The sequence below is a fragment of the Pseudocolwellia antarctica genome (assembly GCF_049933045.1).
In the GTDB taxonomy this organism is placed as follows: domain Bacteria; phylum Pseudomonadota; class Gammaproteobacteria; order Enterobacterales; family Alteromonadaceae; genus Pseudocolwellia.
This window is the reverse complement of sequence record NZ_CP187926.1, coordinates 1,590,414-1,607,788: the sequence shown is the minus strand read 5'-3', so window position 1 is coordinate 1,607,788 and position 17,375 is coordinate 1,590,414. Positions and strand designations below refer to the sequence as shown.

At 36.9% G+C, this 17,375-nt stretch carries 8 protein-coding genes; 7 read left to right on the top strand and 1 reads right to left on the bottom strand.

Translation table 11 applies throughout. From position 1 onward, the window contains the following. Positions 1 to 372 precede the first annotated feature (372 nt). From ACPUVN_RS07050 to nhaA, 4 genes are all read left to right on the top strand, one after another. The gene (locus tag ACPUVN_RS07050; protein WP_426370317.1) at positions 373 to 1,350 is read left to right on the top strand and encodes an HPP family protein; all 978 of its coding nucleotides are present in this window, start codon (positions 373 to 375) and stop codon (positions 1,348 to 1,350) included. Between the two features lie 123 nt (positions 1,351 to 1,473). Further along, positions 1,474 to 2,823, top strand: a complete 1,350-nt coding sequence (locus ACPUVN_RS07045; protein ID WP_426370316.1) for a class II fumarate hydratase — start codon at positions 1,474 to 1,476, stop codon at positions 2,821 to 2,823. Between the two features lie 110 nt (positions 2,824 to 2,933). Then, the gene (locus ACPUVN_RS07040; RefSeq protein WP_426370315.1) at positions 2,934 to 3,074 is read left to right on the top strand and encodes a hypothetical protein; all 141 of its coding nucleotides are present in this window, start codon (positions 2,934 to 2,936) and stop codon (positions 3,072 to 3,074) included. 1 nt (position 3,075) lies between these two features. Further along, entirely contained in the window at positions 3,076 to 4,428 is a 1,353-nt protein-coding gene (gene nhaA / locus ACPUVN_RS07035) for a Na+/H+ antiporter NhaA (RefSeq protein ID WP_426370314.1), read from the top strand. A 210-nt stretch (positions 4,429 to 4,638) separates the two neighbouring features. On the opposite strand, the gene ACPUVN_RS07030 is transcribed toward nhaA, so the two are convergent. After that, complete coding sequence (locus ACPUVN_RS07030) at positions 4,639 to 5,097, bottom strand: cytochrome C (protein ID WP_426370313.1); 459 nt, start codon at positions 5,095 to 5,097, stop codon at positions 4,639 to 4,641. A 424-nt stretch (positions 5,098 to 5,521) separates the two neighbouring features. Here ACPUVN_RS07030 and ACPUVN_RS07025 point away from each other — a divergent pair, with 424 nt between their 5' ends. From ACPUVN_RS07025 to ACPUVN_RS07015, 3 genes are all read left to right on the top strand, one after another. Next, positions 5,522 to 6,235 carry a Crp/Fnr family transcriptional regulator gene (locus ACPUVN_RS07025; protein WP_426370312.1) on the top strand — a complete coding sequence of 238 codons (714 nt, stop codon included), beginning with the start codon at positions 5,522 to 5,524 and terminating at the stop codon, positions 6,233 to 6,235. 644 nt (positions 6,236 to 6,879) lie between these two features. Next, positions 6,880 to 15,504 (top strand): GH36-type glycosyl hydrolase domain-containing protein, encoded by an 8,625-nt coding sequence (locus tag ACPUVN_RS07020; RefSeq protein ID WP_426370311.1) that lies wholly within the window; start codon positions 6,880 to 6,882, stop codon positions 15,502 to 15,504. 64 nt (positions 15,505 to 15,568) lie between these two features. After that, positions 15,569 to 17,284 carry a diguanylate cyclase domain-containing protein gene (locus ACPUVN_RS07015; RefSeq protein ID WP_426370310.1) on the top strand — a complete coding sequence of 572 codons (1,716 nt, stop codon included), beginning with the start codon at positions 15,569 to 15,571 and terminating at the stop codon, positions 17,282 to 17,284. Positions 17,285 to 17,375 lie beyond the last annotated feature (91 nt).

Sequence of the window (17,375 nt, the reverse complement as noted above, 5' to 3'; positions counted from 1 at the left end):
ATATTAAACCTCTATATTATTCATTATACATAGATATATAGCCTAGGTTAATATTGTCGCACTAAAGTTGTGCTTAACTGTCTCATGTGGTGCAAAGAATTTGGTTTATGTTAAAAAGTAATTTATAACACTATCTAATGCCGATTTTATTGGCATTCATGCAATGTTTAACGAGTGAATCAACTATCTATTTCCATCATGTAAAACTTACGTTGATAATTATATTTGTGCTTATTATTACTAGATATATGAGCGGTCAAAAAACAATCACATTGAAATTTAAGGCAGGGTGCTTAACTCAAATTTTTATTACAAATATTTATAAAACTCGCAACATTGCGTATTCACTCGTTTAAAGGAATTAAGATTAACGTGATAAAAACTAACGCTATTATTAATGAATTTAAGCTCTATATTGGTTTGCCTTCTGTAGAATCGCCATTAAAAGATATTAGTTTAGCGGCGTTAACGTCATTATTATCAACACTGTGCGTAATATATTTCTCTCAATTATTTCTGAGTTATATGAATATCGCAGAACATGTTTCTTATAATACCTACGTTGTTGTATCGATAGCGGCAACATCAGTATTAGTGTTTGCAGTACCACATGGAGCGCTTTCTCAACCATGGCAAGTTATTGGAGGCCATATGTTTAGCGCATTTATTGGTGTTTTATGTTGGAAGTATTTAGGTAATAACTTAGTACTAGCAGCTGCATTTTCAGTGTCTTTATCTATTTTTGTAATGTCTTACTTTAGGTGTATACATCCACCAGGTGGAGCTACAGCACTCGGAGCTATTTTAGGTGGTGATGCAATTCATTCATTAGGCTTTAGTTATATATTAGTACCTACATTATTGAATTGCGCCATTATCATCATCGCTGCAATTATCTTAAATTATCCTTTTCATTGGCGTCGTTATCCATCACATAGTTATTTTAAAGCTAATCCCGTAAGTAAAATTTCACCTGGTGATCGTGAAAATGAAATTACCATTGAAGACTTTATGAAATCAGTTAATGACCATGGTTCTTTTATTGATATTACAAACGAAGGCTGGATTGATATTTTTGAAAATGCCAAGCGGCATGCAGAAATTGATAATGAACATCCAACAGTTATTGAAATGGGAGTTTCATACAGTAATGGTAAATTAGGAAACAATTGGGAAATCAGACATGTTAATAAAATTGAGGAAATTAATATTGTTAGATTTACCATTGCAGCTGGAATAAATACAGGTTTAACGAGTTACTGTACATTGTCTGAATTTTTAAACTGGTCTAAGTTTGAAGTTGATCAAAATAGTTATGGTGTTTGGACTAGAGCTAGTGAATATACATAATACCCATTTGACCAATAAATTAATCAACTTGGTATAATACGGCTAAAACCTAGCCATTGATTGTATGAGTTTTACCCCCATCTCATTAACAGGCTAATTCAAGTTAATAATGAGGGCAGTATCATGCCAACGAATAAACTTTGGGGTGATCAAACTAACTTATCTCTACAATTTTTCAAAATTGGTGATCACCAATTCTCTAGCGAATTTATTAATTCTTTAATTAGTATTAAACGTGCATGTGCCAAGGTAAATTATAATGAAGGTTTGTTGAATGAAGATTACTTCAATGCAATTAAATCAGCTTGCGATCAACTATTAAGTAAAGAACATTCTGAACAATTTCCGTTAAGTGTTTGGCAAACGGGTTCGGGTACGCAAACTAATATGAATGTAAACGAGGTTATTTGTACACTTGCTAATAATTATCTAAAAACATCTGAAAATCAAAATTACCTTATCCATCCTAATGACCATGTGAATATGTCGCAGTCATCAAATGATGTATTTCCTACTGCAATGCATATAGTGGTTGCTGGCTTAACTCATCATCAGTTACTTCAGTCTCTAAGTCATCTACATGACAAGCTTCAGGAAAAAGAAGTCGCGTTTAAGTCTGTACTTACCGTGGGTAGAACGCATTTGATGGATGCTTTACCCTTACCGGCGAGCTCAGTATTTTCAGGATATTGTAAACAACTAACACAAGCCAAATTAGCAATAACAGAAAGTTTATATGGTGTTTACCAATTAGCGATTGGTGGAACTGCAGTAGGAGGTGGCGATAACGCACCAGTTAACTTTGGTGCAAATGTTGCGGCAACTTTAGCTGAATTTTATAGCTTGCCGTTTCAATCCAATGAAAATAAATATGCAGCAGTTTCAGGAGAAGATGCCTTAGTTCGTTACACCAGTGGGCTAAAACAACTAGCAACTGTGTTATTTAAAATAGCGAATGACTTTAGGCTACTAGCCAGTGGCCTTCGTTGCGGTTTTAATGAATGGTTATTACCATCAAACGAACCTGGTAGTTCTATAATGCCTGGTAAGGTAAATCCTACTCAATGTGAAGCGTTATCTATGGTTTGCTTACAAGTTTTTGGTAACGAGTTAACCGTTTCACTTGCTGCTTCTCATGGTCAACTGCAACTGAATACTTATCGTCCTGTTATTATTCATAACGTTATGGAAAGCATACAATTGTTGTCAGATGCTATGCTCTCGTTTGCAGACAACTGTGTTGACGGACTTGAATTAAATACATCAAAAATTGATAGTAACATGACACAAAACTTATCTGTTATTACACTTTTAGCACCAAAACTTGGCTACGATGTTTCATCAAAAATTGTCCATCAAGCTCATAAAAATAATATGTCTTTAGCTGAGGCGGCAGAGTCACTTGATTTATATACATCTGATGAGTTTGATGTACTTTTAAAACAAGAATTAAGTAGTAGATATAAGTTATAAGCCTTATTTTATATGATGTTTGAAAAGCTTTTAATAAAATCAAAAACATGGTTTGATGGAAAAATTCACCTAAAACACGTATACTAATGTGTTTATACAAGGGAAGTTAAATGAATCAAAGTAATTGTTTTACTCGCTATTCAAATGGAACTCACTCTCTTAAATCATCACGAGCGTTCTGCTCGTTTTCATTAGTGTCTATCATGGATCAAACTGAACTATTTCCTTACTTTTATCCTGTAGGTTATTAGTATGTCTTCGGAATCAGAATCAAATTCTAAAAATGCTTTACAGCGTGGTTTAGAAAGTATTCACGAACCATTTTCCTATTTTATTCGAGCTCAAACTACATCTAGTATTATTTTGCTAATTACCACTGTTGTTGCACTTTGGTGGGCTAATTCTATTTATGCTTCGACTTACCAAGGTTTGATCCATACACCTATTGGCTTTTTTATTGGCGACCTTGAACTACAGGCATCACTCAAACATATAATTAATGATGGTTTGATGGTGATATTTTTCTTCTTGTTGGGTCTTGAAATAAAACGTGAAGTGTTAGCAGGCGATCTCGCTAAACCAAAAAATCGTCGTATGCTAATGGTATGTGCAATAGGCGGAATGGTTTGCCCTGCGTTGATTTACTCTATGTTTAATTGGTCACTTGATTCACAGATTGGTTGGGGCATTCCTATGGCTACAGACACTGCTTTTGCCCTTGGAGTACTTACAATAGTAAGAAAATATATACCCGTTAGCTTGATCGCTTTTATAGTGGGGCTAGCTATTGTTGATGATGTTGGTGCAATTTTAGTGATTGCCATTTTTTATACGCAAGAAATATCTTTATTACACTTAGCTAGTGCTATTGGTTTTATATTATTTTTAACCGCTGGGAACTACGCAGGTATACGACAACCATTTTTTTATATTCTTATCGGTATAGCAGCTTGGTGGGCTATGCTTCAATCTGGTGTTCATCCAACGGTGGCGGGTGTTGCCATGGCATTAACTATTCCTGCAAGACCTAAAGTGTTTTCAAGAAAATTATTTGCTGAAACAAAGTCTTTACTCCGTTCATTACAAAAAAAATCAACCGAAGCTGATATGCTTGCAAGCACTAAAAGCCATGAACAAGTGAAAGAAGTTCGGGACTTTGCAGAACGTGCTAGTACACCTTTGCGTCGTTGGGAAGATACTTTGGATTTACCTGTCGCGTTGATCATTTTACCACTTTTTGCTTTAACTAATGCCGGTGTGGTTTTTGATATGAGCTTTGTAATGAGTAGCTTGGTAGATCCTATAGGTTTAGGTATTATTGCAGGTCTTGTTCTAGGCAAGTTCATTGGTATATCAGGTGGTTGTTGGTTAGCCTTGCGATATAATATTGGTCATTTACCAAATAACGTTTCATTAAAAAATGTTATTGGCGCATCACTTATTGCGGGAATAGGTTTCACCATGTCGACTTTTATTGCGGCGTTAGGATTTGATACTCAACCCGAACATTTACAAATAGCTAAAACGTCAATTCTGATCGCTTCGGTTTTATCTGCTGTTTTAGGTGTTATTTATATTCGTATTTCCGCTAAAGCTGTAATTTAAATTTTAGTTGATGCGAGATTCACGTTTTTATCTTTTATAGCTTTATGTTGTTTTTACTGTTTTAAATACCGATCATCACAATCTTTTTTATTTAAATTTATAAAAGTTACGTTATAGCATTTTTATGTAAGGTAAGAGTTTATGTAAAGGTATTAAAACTAGAGGGAATAATGATAACATTTCCCTCTAGTTTCCTATAGCTTGGTAAATTTAATAGCGTCTATATTGGGTATAACGTGGCGGCTCAATTGAGTATTTAGGTTGTAAAAATGCAACAATATTGGTGAGTTCCGTTATTGTCATTACATCATTATACTTACGCATTTTTGATGAACCATCTTCATTAGTTACACTTTCTTTCAAGCCTTTTTGTTCAACAATTTCATGCGACGGGTTAATAACTGAAGTAACCAATTGCGCATATGTAGTTACAGCAGGGGATCTTCCACCAAGTACAATTGAATCTTCACGGACTTTTACTAATGAATCATCCGTGTAACCTTCAAGACTATGACAAGCTAAACATTGGTATTTCTTAAAAGCTATCTCACCTTTATCAATATCTCCTTCAGGTAAGCTAAAACCTCTAGGCGAATCTGCTCCTTGGCTGCATGCTAACAATAGAATGCTTAATAAACTTGTAGATATAACTGATAATTTTATATTCATTTGGTTGATCCTTTAGATTTAAGTAAATCGTGAAGTAATAACCAAGTTGATCAATTCATTAATCAACTTGGTATAAAACTATTCCCTGAAATTGTGTAATAAAAGTGATGTTTTCTATTACAAAAACAAATTAACAACTCAAGTTTACAACCAATATGACACGTGTGGTGATTAACCTATTGACCCCGATCAATTTTTACATCGTTTACATTCATAGCCCATAACTTTACAAATATTAATAACGATGTAACTTTTCTCATGTTTATTTTGATCAGTCATTATTCATGAGATAGAGGTATAACGCACAGACGAAAATATATAATCAGTTCATTTTATTAGATAACACAACCTATGTTGATTTATGAACTTATACCAAGTTGATCAATATATTATTAAAAAATGGTATTAGTTTTGGAGTATCTTCGTGATTGAAACTTACACCCCAATAGGCACCAATCAGTTACTAAACTGCCTGACCACATTCGATCGCCAGTTGGTTTTGCAAAATTGTGAACGAGTAGAATTGATATTTGGCGAAAAAATTAATGTCAGCGGTAAAGCCATAAAGTATGTTTACTTTCCTATTACTTGCTCTATTTCATCACTTGTAGAGCTTGATGAAAAAAAATATTTTGGGATGGGTTTAATTGGCAATGAAGGCATGCTGGGCGCTACGCTTGCACTTGGCAATAAAAATGCACCAATGAGCTTTATAGTTCAATGTTCAGGTAGCGCTTTGCAAATGGATGCAAGTTTATTCAGGCACCAATTAAAAAATAATTTGGCACTAAGAAAATTGATATTAAATTATCTTTATATCGTACTGCAACAACTCGCTCAAACAGGCGCTTGTAATAACTTTCATGAAGTTAAACAGCGGCTTGCTCGATGGTTACTGATGACACAAGATCGCACACAATCAGATCATTTTTATTTAACACATCAGTACTTAGCTAAAGTAATGGGAGTACGCCGCAGTGCGGTCACTATTGCCGCGGGTTACCTTCAACAACAAGGAGTAATAAGTTATAAGCGTGGTCAGATTACAGTGTTGTCTAGGTCTGGTCTCGAAAAATTATGTTGTGAATGCTATTTTGCAGATATTCATTCATACCAAAGAATATTAACAACTCTTTAGTCAATGAAATTAGCAATGGCATGTTAGTGGCGTACCCGATTACTTAAGAGAAAATTCACTTTATCAATTCATTTTATTAATAATGTTTAGCTGCCTAGCCAACACCCCTATATATCCAACAACTTCAAGATTTAACATTCAAAACACATCAAATATATGAGATACCCCATGTAAAATAATTAGCTTAACTCGAGCTGAGGATATTTTCTCATATTTAGATGATAACTAAGTGCGTTGACGTACCGAAGCTTACATTTTTTCCAATTATATTAAGGGAAGTAGTTCAAACAACACAGCAATAAAAAAAATAGGGGTTGGTGAACTTTCAGGTTTGTATTTTAAGTGCTAGTTGAGCATGTAATTAATCAAGAACTTTCTCATGTGGTTAATTCATATATTAATAATCACCTCAGGATTATGCTCAAAGGATTTCCTTTATGTGAGGGAGTATTTTCCTAAACTCACTTGCACCAGCTGACAGGTCTGAGTTAGCTATAGTTTGGCATGTGTTACGCTTTATTTCGTACATAACATATGTCAGCAGCCTTTAACAATCCCTAAGCTATTAAAGATACGGTATCGCTGAAAGTAAGCTATCTAGCAGTATGCACTAGGTACCTTTTAGCAAAACATTAGGGACGACTATGTTAAATTTTTCAAATATCATCAGCTCACTATTTTGCTCTAAACTTTCAAAACCACCATGGAACAATATTCAGCCTGTTCGAGAAGAACTCTTTGGTGTTGAGCGATTAGAGCAGCATGCAATCAGTTTAGCCAAAGCGCAAAAAGTATCACGCGCTACATCTAAAGTTGTATCGCTACAGGTACGCCTTAAACAAAATGCGACAGTTTTACTTGCTGCTTATCATGAAAATGCGAAATCATTAGAAGCGGGAAATAATGTTGTACCTGCTGCTGAATGGCTGTTAGACAATTATCATTTAATAGAGCAACAAATAAGAGAGGTGAGGGATGATTTACCTGATAGCTTCTATCGTCAGTTACCAAAGTTAGCCTCAGGACCTTTTGCTGGGTATCCTAGAGTATTTGGTTTAGCTTGGGCCTATGTAGCCCATACGGATAGTCATTTCGACGAGCAAAGCCTTTGTAAGTTCATCAAAGCATACCAATCAATAAACATTCTTACCATAGGTGAACTATGGGCTGTTGCTATTACTTTACGAATAGTATTAATTGAAAACTTACGTCGATTGGTTGATCAAATATCTGTTGGACGTGTTGACCGAGATGATGCCGATCAACTCGCTGACCGCCTTATGGTTTCTGGTAGCGCCCATACTGTTTTACTCGTTGATTTTCAAACGCGATCTTCAGGCCCTTTATCTGAAATTTTTGCTGCCCAACTTGCTAAACGCTTGCGAGACCAAGATCCAAATACTACGCCAGCTCTTGAATGGTTAGAGCAAAGATTAGAAGAACAAGGCTTACAAGTTGATAGTGTTGTTCAACATTCACAACAACGTGAAGGTGCATCTAACGTTACTGTTCGCAACATCATCACCAGCATGCGTTTGATCACAGATATCGATTGGACTGTCATGTTTGAAAAAGTAAGCCTTGTTGATGAAACATTACGTAATGAAAGTACGTTTGACGAGATGGATGCTGTAACGCGTAACTCATATCGTAATGCCATTGAACAACTATCGCGCGGTTCAACGTATAGTGAAATCGAGATCGCTAGGCTGGCTGTAAAAGCAGGGCAAGACGCTAAGATTGATATAGAAAATAAACTAGAAGCCCAACGTATTGGTGACCCTGGCTATTATCTCATTGATAAAGGCAGATCCCAGTTTGAACAGTCGTTAAAATTTAAACCTAATTTAAAGCTTAGACTCAGTCGAGTACATATCAAAATAGGTTTAGTAGGCTATGTATCATCAATCATATTATTAGCGCTTGTTTTAGTTTTAGGATCAATTTTCTTATTTGGTTTTAACCAACTCCCCATTGACTTACTCGTGCTACTAACGGTTATTGGATTTTTACCTGCCACCGAAATTTCAACCGCCATTATTAATCGTTCGGTCACTTGGCGTTTGAAAAGTGGGAGCTTACCAGGTCTTGAATTCAAAACAGGCGTACCTACTTCTTTTCGTACCTTAATAGCGGTACCCACGTTATTAACTAACATCAACGATCTTTCCCAACAAGTAGATCATTTAGAAGTACATTATTTGGGTGGGATAGACGGAGATTTAACTTTTGCATTGTTGGTTGATGGCTTAGATGCAGAGCAGGAAATATTAGAAAGTGATCACGAAATACTTAGCTTACTGACTACAAAAATTGACCGTTTAAATCAAATTTATCCAGCGGGTCCTGCTGGTAAAAGGTTTTTACTACTCTATCGTAAAAGACAATTTAACCCGAGCGAAAACAAATGGATGGGTTGGGAACGAAAACGTGGAAAGTTACATGAATTAAATCGCTTGTTGCGAGGAGCTACAGATACAAGTTTTATTGCTGTGGCTGGTAATACATTAGAAGTGCCAACAAATGTACGTTATGTGATCACCTTGGATGCGGACACACGTTTACCGCGTGAAACTACATTACGACTGATTAGCCGTATGGCACATCCACTTAATCGTCCACGGTTTAATACCGAAACACAACGTATCGAAGCAGGTTATGGGATCATCCAACCACGCGTAACACCTTCATTGCCTATAGGTGTGGAAGGCTCTTTTTATCAGCGAGTTATTTCAAGTCCTGGTGGAATGGACCCTTATGCAGCAGCTAATTCAGATGTTTATCAAGATCTGTTTGGAGAAGGTTCGTTTACGGGGAAAGGCATTTACGACATTGATGCATTTGAATCAGCTCTTGCTGGACGAGTAAAAGAAAATGTGATGTTAAGCCATGATTTGTTCGAAGGTATATTTGCCCGAGCTGCGCTAATTTCTGATGTTGAGGTGGTTGAAGAATTTCCTGCTCGATATGATGTGCTAGAAAAACGTCAACACCGTTGGACTCGTGGTGATTGGCAATTGTTACCTTGGATATTTAGTAAGTTTTCTGGATCAGATGCGGTCTCATGGATTGGTCGTTGGAAACTATTAGATAATTTGAGACGATCTGTGATTGCTCCTATGACCTTTATGGCGCTTGTTTTATGTTGGTTATTACCTTTTCCATTATCGGTAATTAGTACGGTCTTATTGTTGTCTACCATCATAATTCCAGTGTTTACTCCTTGTGTATTTTCACTTATTCCCCCAAGACCTAGTGTCGAATTTCGTCATCATATTTTTATGTGGTTTAGTGATCTTCGTCTTGCTACGGCGCAAGTGTTTTTCAAACTCGCCTTTTTACCTGATCAAAGTTACCGAGCTATAGATGCTATTTGTCGAACATTAATACGATTATTTGTCACTCGTCGCCATTTATTAGAATGGACTAGCTCCGCACAATCCAATGGTGGTCCGCATTTAACTATTCTAGGTTTTTATAAAACAATGTGGCAGGGGACCTTATTAAGCTGGCTAATATGCATAACAATACTTATCAATGCACCATCTATTTGGTCGCTAGTCATTCCCTTTTTATTACTCTGGATAGCGGCGCCATTATTTGCCTTTTACAGTAGTCGTCCCATAGCTAATACAAGTCTTGGTAACGTTGAAAAGTATGCTGATGAATTACGACTTACCGCAAGAAGAACTTGGCGTTATTTTGAGACCTTTGTTACCGATGAAGACAATATGTTACCGCCAGATAATTTTCAACAAGCCCCTGAACCTATTATCGCTCATCGTACTTCGCCGACTAATATCGGACTTTATTTATTATCAGCGGTTGCTGCACGAGATTTTGGTTGGATTGGTTTGCAAGCTGTTGTTAATCGTTTAGAAATTACCTTTATCACGCTGAATAAATTACCTCGATACAAAGGCCATTTTTATAATTGGTATGCCACTCAAACCTTAGAAACATTAAATCCAGCATACGTTTCATCGGTTGATAGTGGCAACTTTGCGGGTCATTTAATTACCTTGGCAAATGTTTTAGATGAATGGCAACAAGTCCCTATTAGTCATAATTTTGTTATGGGTATGTTTGATAATCTGAACTTGCTTAATGAGGCAATTAACAATAATACAATGATTGATCCAAATAATGCTCAATCACTAAACACTATCGTGGCTGAAATATCTATGCTTATTAATGAAGAACTTAGTATAGAAGACATCACACCTAGTATACATATGTTAACCAAGCAAGGATTGGAGACCACCATTTGGGATATACCGACTGATGTTCAAGCTTATGATGATATTAAATTTTGGCTTCAGGCTATTTCTAGCTTGGCATCGCAAGAACTACAAGACCATCAATTAAAGATTGATTCACCTCAAGTAAATTTCAACTTAATACACCAACTGAAAAGGCTAGCTAAAACCGCTCGTGAAATGGCTAACGGAATGAACTTTGCTTTTTTGATTAACCCTGAAAGAAAGTTAATGTCTATCGGTTATTCGCAGCCAGAAAATAGTCTTGATTCTAATTGTTATGATTTACTCGCATCTGAAGCAAGACTAGCAAGCTTATTTGCTATCGCTAAAGGCGATGTTTCTACCAAACATTGGTTTCATTTAGGACGTACAGCAACTCCATTGGGTAAGGGTTCTGCTCTTATATCTTGGTCAGGCTCTATGTTTGAATATTTAATGCCTTCTTTGATAATGCGCGCTCCTGTTGGAAGTTTACTCGAACAAACTAATCGACTAGTTGTTGAACGACAAAAAAATTATGGTAGCCAATTAGGTATCCCATGGGGTATTTCTGAATCAGGTTTCAATGCTCGCGACATAGAGTTTACTTATCAATATTCTAACTTTGGTGTACCCGGTTTAGGTTTGAAACGCGGGCTTTCAGAAAATCGTGTTATTGCTCCATACGCGACAGGTCTGGCAAGTATGATTGATCCTGGCGCAGCTGTTGAAAACTATCAACGTTTAAAAAGCATGGGAGCCTGTGGTCGCTATGGTTTTTTTGAAGCGTTAGATTTCACTCCTTCACGGGTACAACTAGGTACAGACGTTGCCATTGTAGAAAGCTTTATGGCACACCATCAAGGGATGACAATTGTCGCTATTGTTAACTGTTTACGGAATGGCTTAATGCGTTCACGTTTTCATCGCGAGCCCTGTATACAAGCATGTGAACTGTTACTACAAGAAAGAATGCCTAGAGATGTAGCAATAGGGCATCCACGCGCTGAGGAAGTTAAGGAGTCTGCGAGTGTTAATGCCAGCGAAGCTAACACCGTTAGGCATATAAAAGTTGCAACCAATGCTGAGCCGATAACTCATTTGTTATCAAACGGTTGTTATACGGTAATGTTAACAGCAACAGGATCTGGCTATAGCCGATGGGGGGATTTTGCTGTTACCCGCTGGCAGAGTGATCCAACCTGTGACAACAGTGGTTCTTATATCCTGCTTCGCGATGTTGAGAGTGGCAATCATTGGTCAAGTACAGCCCAACCCTTTGGTTATCATGGTGATTTTACTCCCTGTATTTTTGCAGAAGATCACGCAAGGTTTATGAAAACTGAAGGCAATTTAACAACTACTATGGATGTATTGGTTTCTGGAGAAGATGATGGTGAAGTAAGAAAAATCTCCATTAGCAATAAAGGCCATTTCAGTCATGAAATAGAGTTCACTTCATTTGCTGAATTGGTACTTGCTTTATCCGCCAATGATAATGCTCATCCAGCCTTTTCTAAAATGTTTGCTCAAACCCAATTCAATGAAGAATACCAAGCTATTATAGCGACACGAAGAAAACGCTCTGCAGATGATGCTGATATATGGGCAGGTCATTTTGCGATTATTGAAGGTGAAATAACTGCCGATGTTCAATATGAAACTAGCCGTGCTAATTTTATTGGTCGTGGTAATACCTTAGTCAGTGCAGACGCTATGACGATGAATCCATCTTCTTCAAGCAAGCCTTTAACAAACACCGTAGGGTGTGTGCTCGATCCAATATTTTCTTTACGATACCGTATAAAAGTTCCACCACAAGGAACTGTAAATATCGCGTTTTGGACAGTGGTAGCTTCGTCAAAAGAAAAACTCCTTGAGATGATAGATAGACACAATGAACCTAGTGCTTATGACCGAGCAAAAACCTTAGCCTGGACTCAAGCTCAAGTACAATTACGCCATCTAGGAATTGAATATAAAGAAGTTGCTGACTTTCAACGTTTGGCAGCCCCAATTTTGTATGAAGATCCCCGTTTTAAAGCACCGTCAGTCGACATTATTAAAGGCATCCGCTGTCAATCAGAACTCTGGTCACATTCAATCTCTGGTGATTTACCTATCGTTTTAATGTTGATAGATGATATTGAAGATATCGCACAGGTTAAGCAGCTTTTACGTGCTCACGAATATTGGCGCATGAAATGTTTAGCGGTAGACATTGTTATTATTAACGAACACCCATCGGGTTATATGCAAGATTTACACAACGCTATTGAAACAGCGGTGCGTAGTAGTCAATCTCGTCCAGCTTTTAATAAAGAGTTTTTGGCTGATTTGACCATTAGTGCAGTACATGTATTTCGCGCTGACATGATAAATAGTGCGACTCGGGATATGTTGCGAGCTATTGCTCATGTTGTTTTGGTTGCCCGTCATGGTCTGATTAATAAACAATTTATGTTACGCACAGCCAAAAAAAGTAAGAAGGGCGCTAATACAGGCAATAAACAGAATACAGGGCTAAATAACTCATCAACTATGGCAGATAATAACGCTGTATTAGCAAAAGCAAGTCTACCCAAGTTAGAGTTTTATAACGGATTAGGTGGCTTTGCTAATAATGGTCGAGAATACGTAATACATCTGCATAATGGCGAATGTACACCGGCACCTTGGATCAACGTTATTGCTAACCAAAATTTTGGTTTTCATGTTTCTGCTGAAGGCAGTGGCTATACCTGGTCAGAAAATAGTCGAGAAAATCAACTCACTACCTGGTCAAATGATGCTGTGTCAGATCCCATTGGCGAGATTGCTTATGTGTGTGATCAAGACAATGGCGAAATTTATACGGCGACTGCACAACCTGCACAAGATAAGGGAAGTTATTTAATTCATCACGGCTATGGTTACAGTCGATTCGATCATAAGGTCAGCGGATTATCATTAAGTTTATCGCAATATGTTCCCGTGAAAGACTCAATTAAAATTTCTCGATTAACCATACACAATGAATCTGGTCGTAAACGTCGATTGTCAGTAACAGCTTATGCTGAATGGGTACTGGGTACATCACGCAATAGTACCAGTTCATTTATAACCAGTTCGTTAGACCCGAAGAGTAAGACGCTTTTATTACATAATCATTGGGGAATCGCGTTTCCTGAACGTGTTGCTTTTTTTGATATGGCAGGTGAACAAACTTCTTGGACAACCAATAGAACCGAATTTATTGGGCGCAATGGTAATAAAGCCACACCGAGTGCTTTATCTGGTGATATAGCTTTATCTGGCACTATAGGCGCTGGTTACGATACGTGCACTGCGTTACAAACACATATTGAACTTGCTGATGGTGAAAGTAGAGAAATTATCATGTTCATCGGTCAAGGCGATTCAGAGAAGCATGCCTTAGAGTTAGTGGATAATTATCGCCGCAGAGATTTGAACGTTATTTACAATGATGTTCAAAGCCATTGGGAGCATTTGTTAAATAAAGTACAGGTTAAAACGCCTGATCGCGCTATGGATATTATGCTTAATGGTTGGCTTCTTTATCAAACGATTGCTTGTCGTATTTGGGCAAGGTCTTCATTTTACCAAGCGAGCGGCGCTTACGGATTTCGAGATCAATTACAAGATGGTATGTCTTTAACATTCAGTCATCCTACTATTACTAGAGAACATCTTTTAAGAGCTGCTGCTAGGCAATTTATTGAAGGTGACGTACAACATTGGTGGCTTCCACATTCAGGACAAGGAGTACGTAGTCACATATCAGACGATCGCGTTTGGTTGGCTCTTGCCACTGCAAAATACATTAAAGTGGCCGATGATAAGGAAGTATTAAAAGAACTAATACCCTTTTTAGAGGGTAAACCCCTTGGTAAAGATCAGCATGATGCTTATTTTAAGCCTAACGTTACTGAAGAGTCTGCCAGCCTATTTGAACATTGTGCCAGAGGGCTGGATGAATGCATAAAGTTAACGGGTGAACATGGATTTCCTTTAATGGGAACGGGTGATTGGAACGATGGTATGAACCTGGTTGGAGCAGAAGGAAAAGGTGAAAGTGTATGGCTAGGGTGGCTGTTGATAAAAGCAATAGACACATTCGCTGTTTATGCATTCGAGCAAGACAATGAAGTTGATCGTTTAAGAGGAAAACATTGGCAAGAACACGCTGATAAAGTTCGTGCATGTATTGATGAAAAAGCATGGGATGGACAATGGTATCGACGTGCAACATTTGATGATGGCACTTGGCTTGGTTCGAAAAGTAATGAAGAATGCCAAATCGACTCAATTGCTCAATCTTGGTCAGTGTTAGCTAATGGTAAAGATCAAAACAAGGTGACGCAAGCCATGTTGTCTGCTGAAAAACACCTAATAAAAGCTGAAGATGGTTTGGCGCTTTTATTTACGCCAGCTTTTGATAAAACCGCTCATAACCCTGGATATATCAAAGGCTATCCACCTGGTTTAAGAGAAAATGGTGGTCAATATACTCATGCTGCTATGTGGTTTCTGTTAGCGTTAACGCAACAAGGAAAAGGTAAAAAATCTGTTGATTTATTTTCCATGCTAAACCCCATTAATCACGCCAGTAATCGTGAAAAAGCCGAATGTTATAAGGTAGAACCTTACGTCGTAGCTGCCGATATTTATTCAATTGCACCTTACATTGGTCGAGGTGGTTGGACATGGTATACAGGTGCTGCGGGCTGGATGTATCAGGCAGGTTTAGAAGGTATTCTTGGTATACGCCGTGAAGGCAATAATTTAATTATGAAACCTTGTATACCTGATGATTGGCCAGAATTTAGTGCGACTTTAACAATAGAGAATAGCCATTTGGAAATTAAAGTAAACAATCTGGTACCTCTTGCAAACAATTTACTTGAGGCGGATTTAGATGGTATTTCATTAAATAATAATGAAGCATTTGTTAGTGTAGAACTTAAAGAAGGTTCTCATTGTTTGACCATTTCAGCTAAAGATAAGTCAATTAAAACAGTGCACTAAAATTTTAATAACCATTTAAAAAACGTGACATATTTATAAACTGATCATTGATTGAAGGTTAACTATGATAAATAAGACGATTAAAGTGTTATTACTCGCAGATAATTCATCTTTAGAAAAACGCATTGATGCTTCACTTTTTTATGCGCAAACTCACGTATTTAATGTGATTAATGTAACGCAAAAAGAAAAAGCCCTAGAGCTAATTAAAAACACCTCAATTGATGTGTGCTTATTAGATTTATCAGTAACTCATCATCAGAGTGCAGAGTATGTTTATCAACTTCAATATTACTCGCCGCGAACAATTGTTATATTGCTGAGCAGTGGCAATAATACAGATATTGTTAAGCAGGCTTTAAACCAAGGTGCATACGAGTTTATTAATAAATATAGTTTAGGCCAACACTGGCTTATACAAATGCTAGCGTTTAGCCTTTTACAGCCACAAGTATCCAAATTAAAAAAGATTAGCAGAAAAAATCTATATGATATTTGTAATCACTCAATGCTCGGTATCATGGTATCCGACTTATTCGGTAATATTACTTATACAAATCAAGCTTTCAATGATGTTACGCAATATAGTGCAACAAAACCTGTAGGTTATCATTGGACATCACACATCCATAAAGGAGATAAGAGCCGTTTACTTGAGGATATACAAGAAGGTCAAAAAAATAACAAAATTGTTTGTTCTGACGTTTGTATGAATCATCAAAATAAACAAAAGTTTAAAATAAGAATAACGGGTACGCCTATAGAAAAAAACAAAGATCCCTATGGTTATATTATTACGGTGGAAGACCTTACTGCACCTCATAATAAAACTCAACAAATATCATTGACTCATCAAGTTAGTATTGATTTTCTTCCCGCAACCACAGCTCAATTAACACTAGATGCCATGAGCGATTCGATATTAAGTGCAGATATTAACAATAATGTACTGTATTTAAATAAAGCAGCATCTACACTTACTGGATGGGATTGTCACGAGGCAGTTGGTTTGTTGTTGACTGACATTTTCAAGATTAAAGAAACGGCATTAGTGGGCAGTGATGAGTCTATTATTATAAGAAGCCAAAGAGAGAATCGTCCCTTTGATTGTACATTATTACGCAAAGATGGTGCTGAAATAGAAATTGAAGAATCTGCTCGATCTATTGTCAATGAAGTTGGAAAAAACATTGGCGCTGTTTTTATCTTTCGTGATGTAACGCAATCACAATTAAAAGCCATAGAAATGACACATATTGCACAACATGATCCTCTAACAGGATTACCTAACAGATTACTTTTTAAAGAGCGGTTAAATCAGGCCATAATGCTAGCAAAACGTCACAAAAAACTACTAGCCATACTTTATTTAGATATTGATTTATTTAAGGATGTTAACGATAAATATGGTCATGAATTAGGAGACAAGCTGCTTTGTTCTGTCGCGAGCCGAATAAGTGATTCAGTTAGACTGAGTGATACCGTTTGTCGGCAAGGTGGAGACGAATTTCTAATATTACTTTCAGAAATAGAACACCCTAATGATGCAGTAATATTTACAACCAAGTTGTTACATTCACTTATTAATCCACATCAGTTAAATGGTAAAAATATATCCGTGCATATTAGTATAGGTATACGTATTTTTCCCGATCATATTGACATTGATGAGCAGGAAACAGAGGGGGAATTAAGTGATGCCCTTATTGATGATGCCGATAAAGCAATGTATCAAGCTAAATTACGTGGACATGACGGGTATCAAGTTTTTTCAGTCTAAACCACAGTAAAACTCTTTAACTCGCTAAATAAACAAGTAATAATTAGTTCATAATGTGGTGCTAAACTCATAAGATCATATAAGCTTAAAT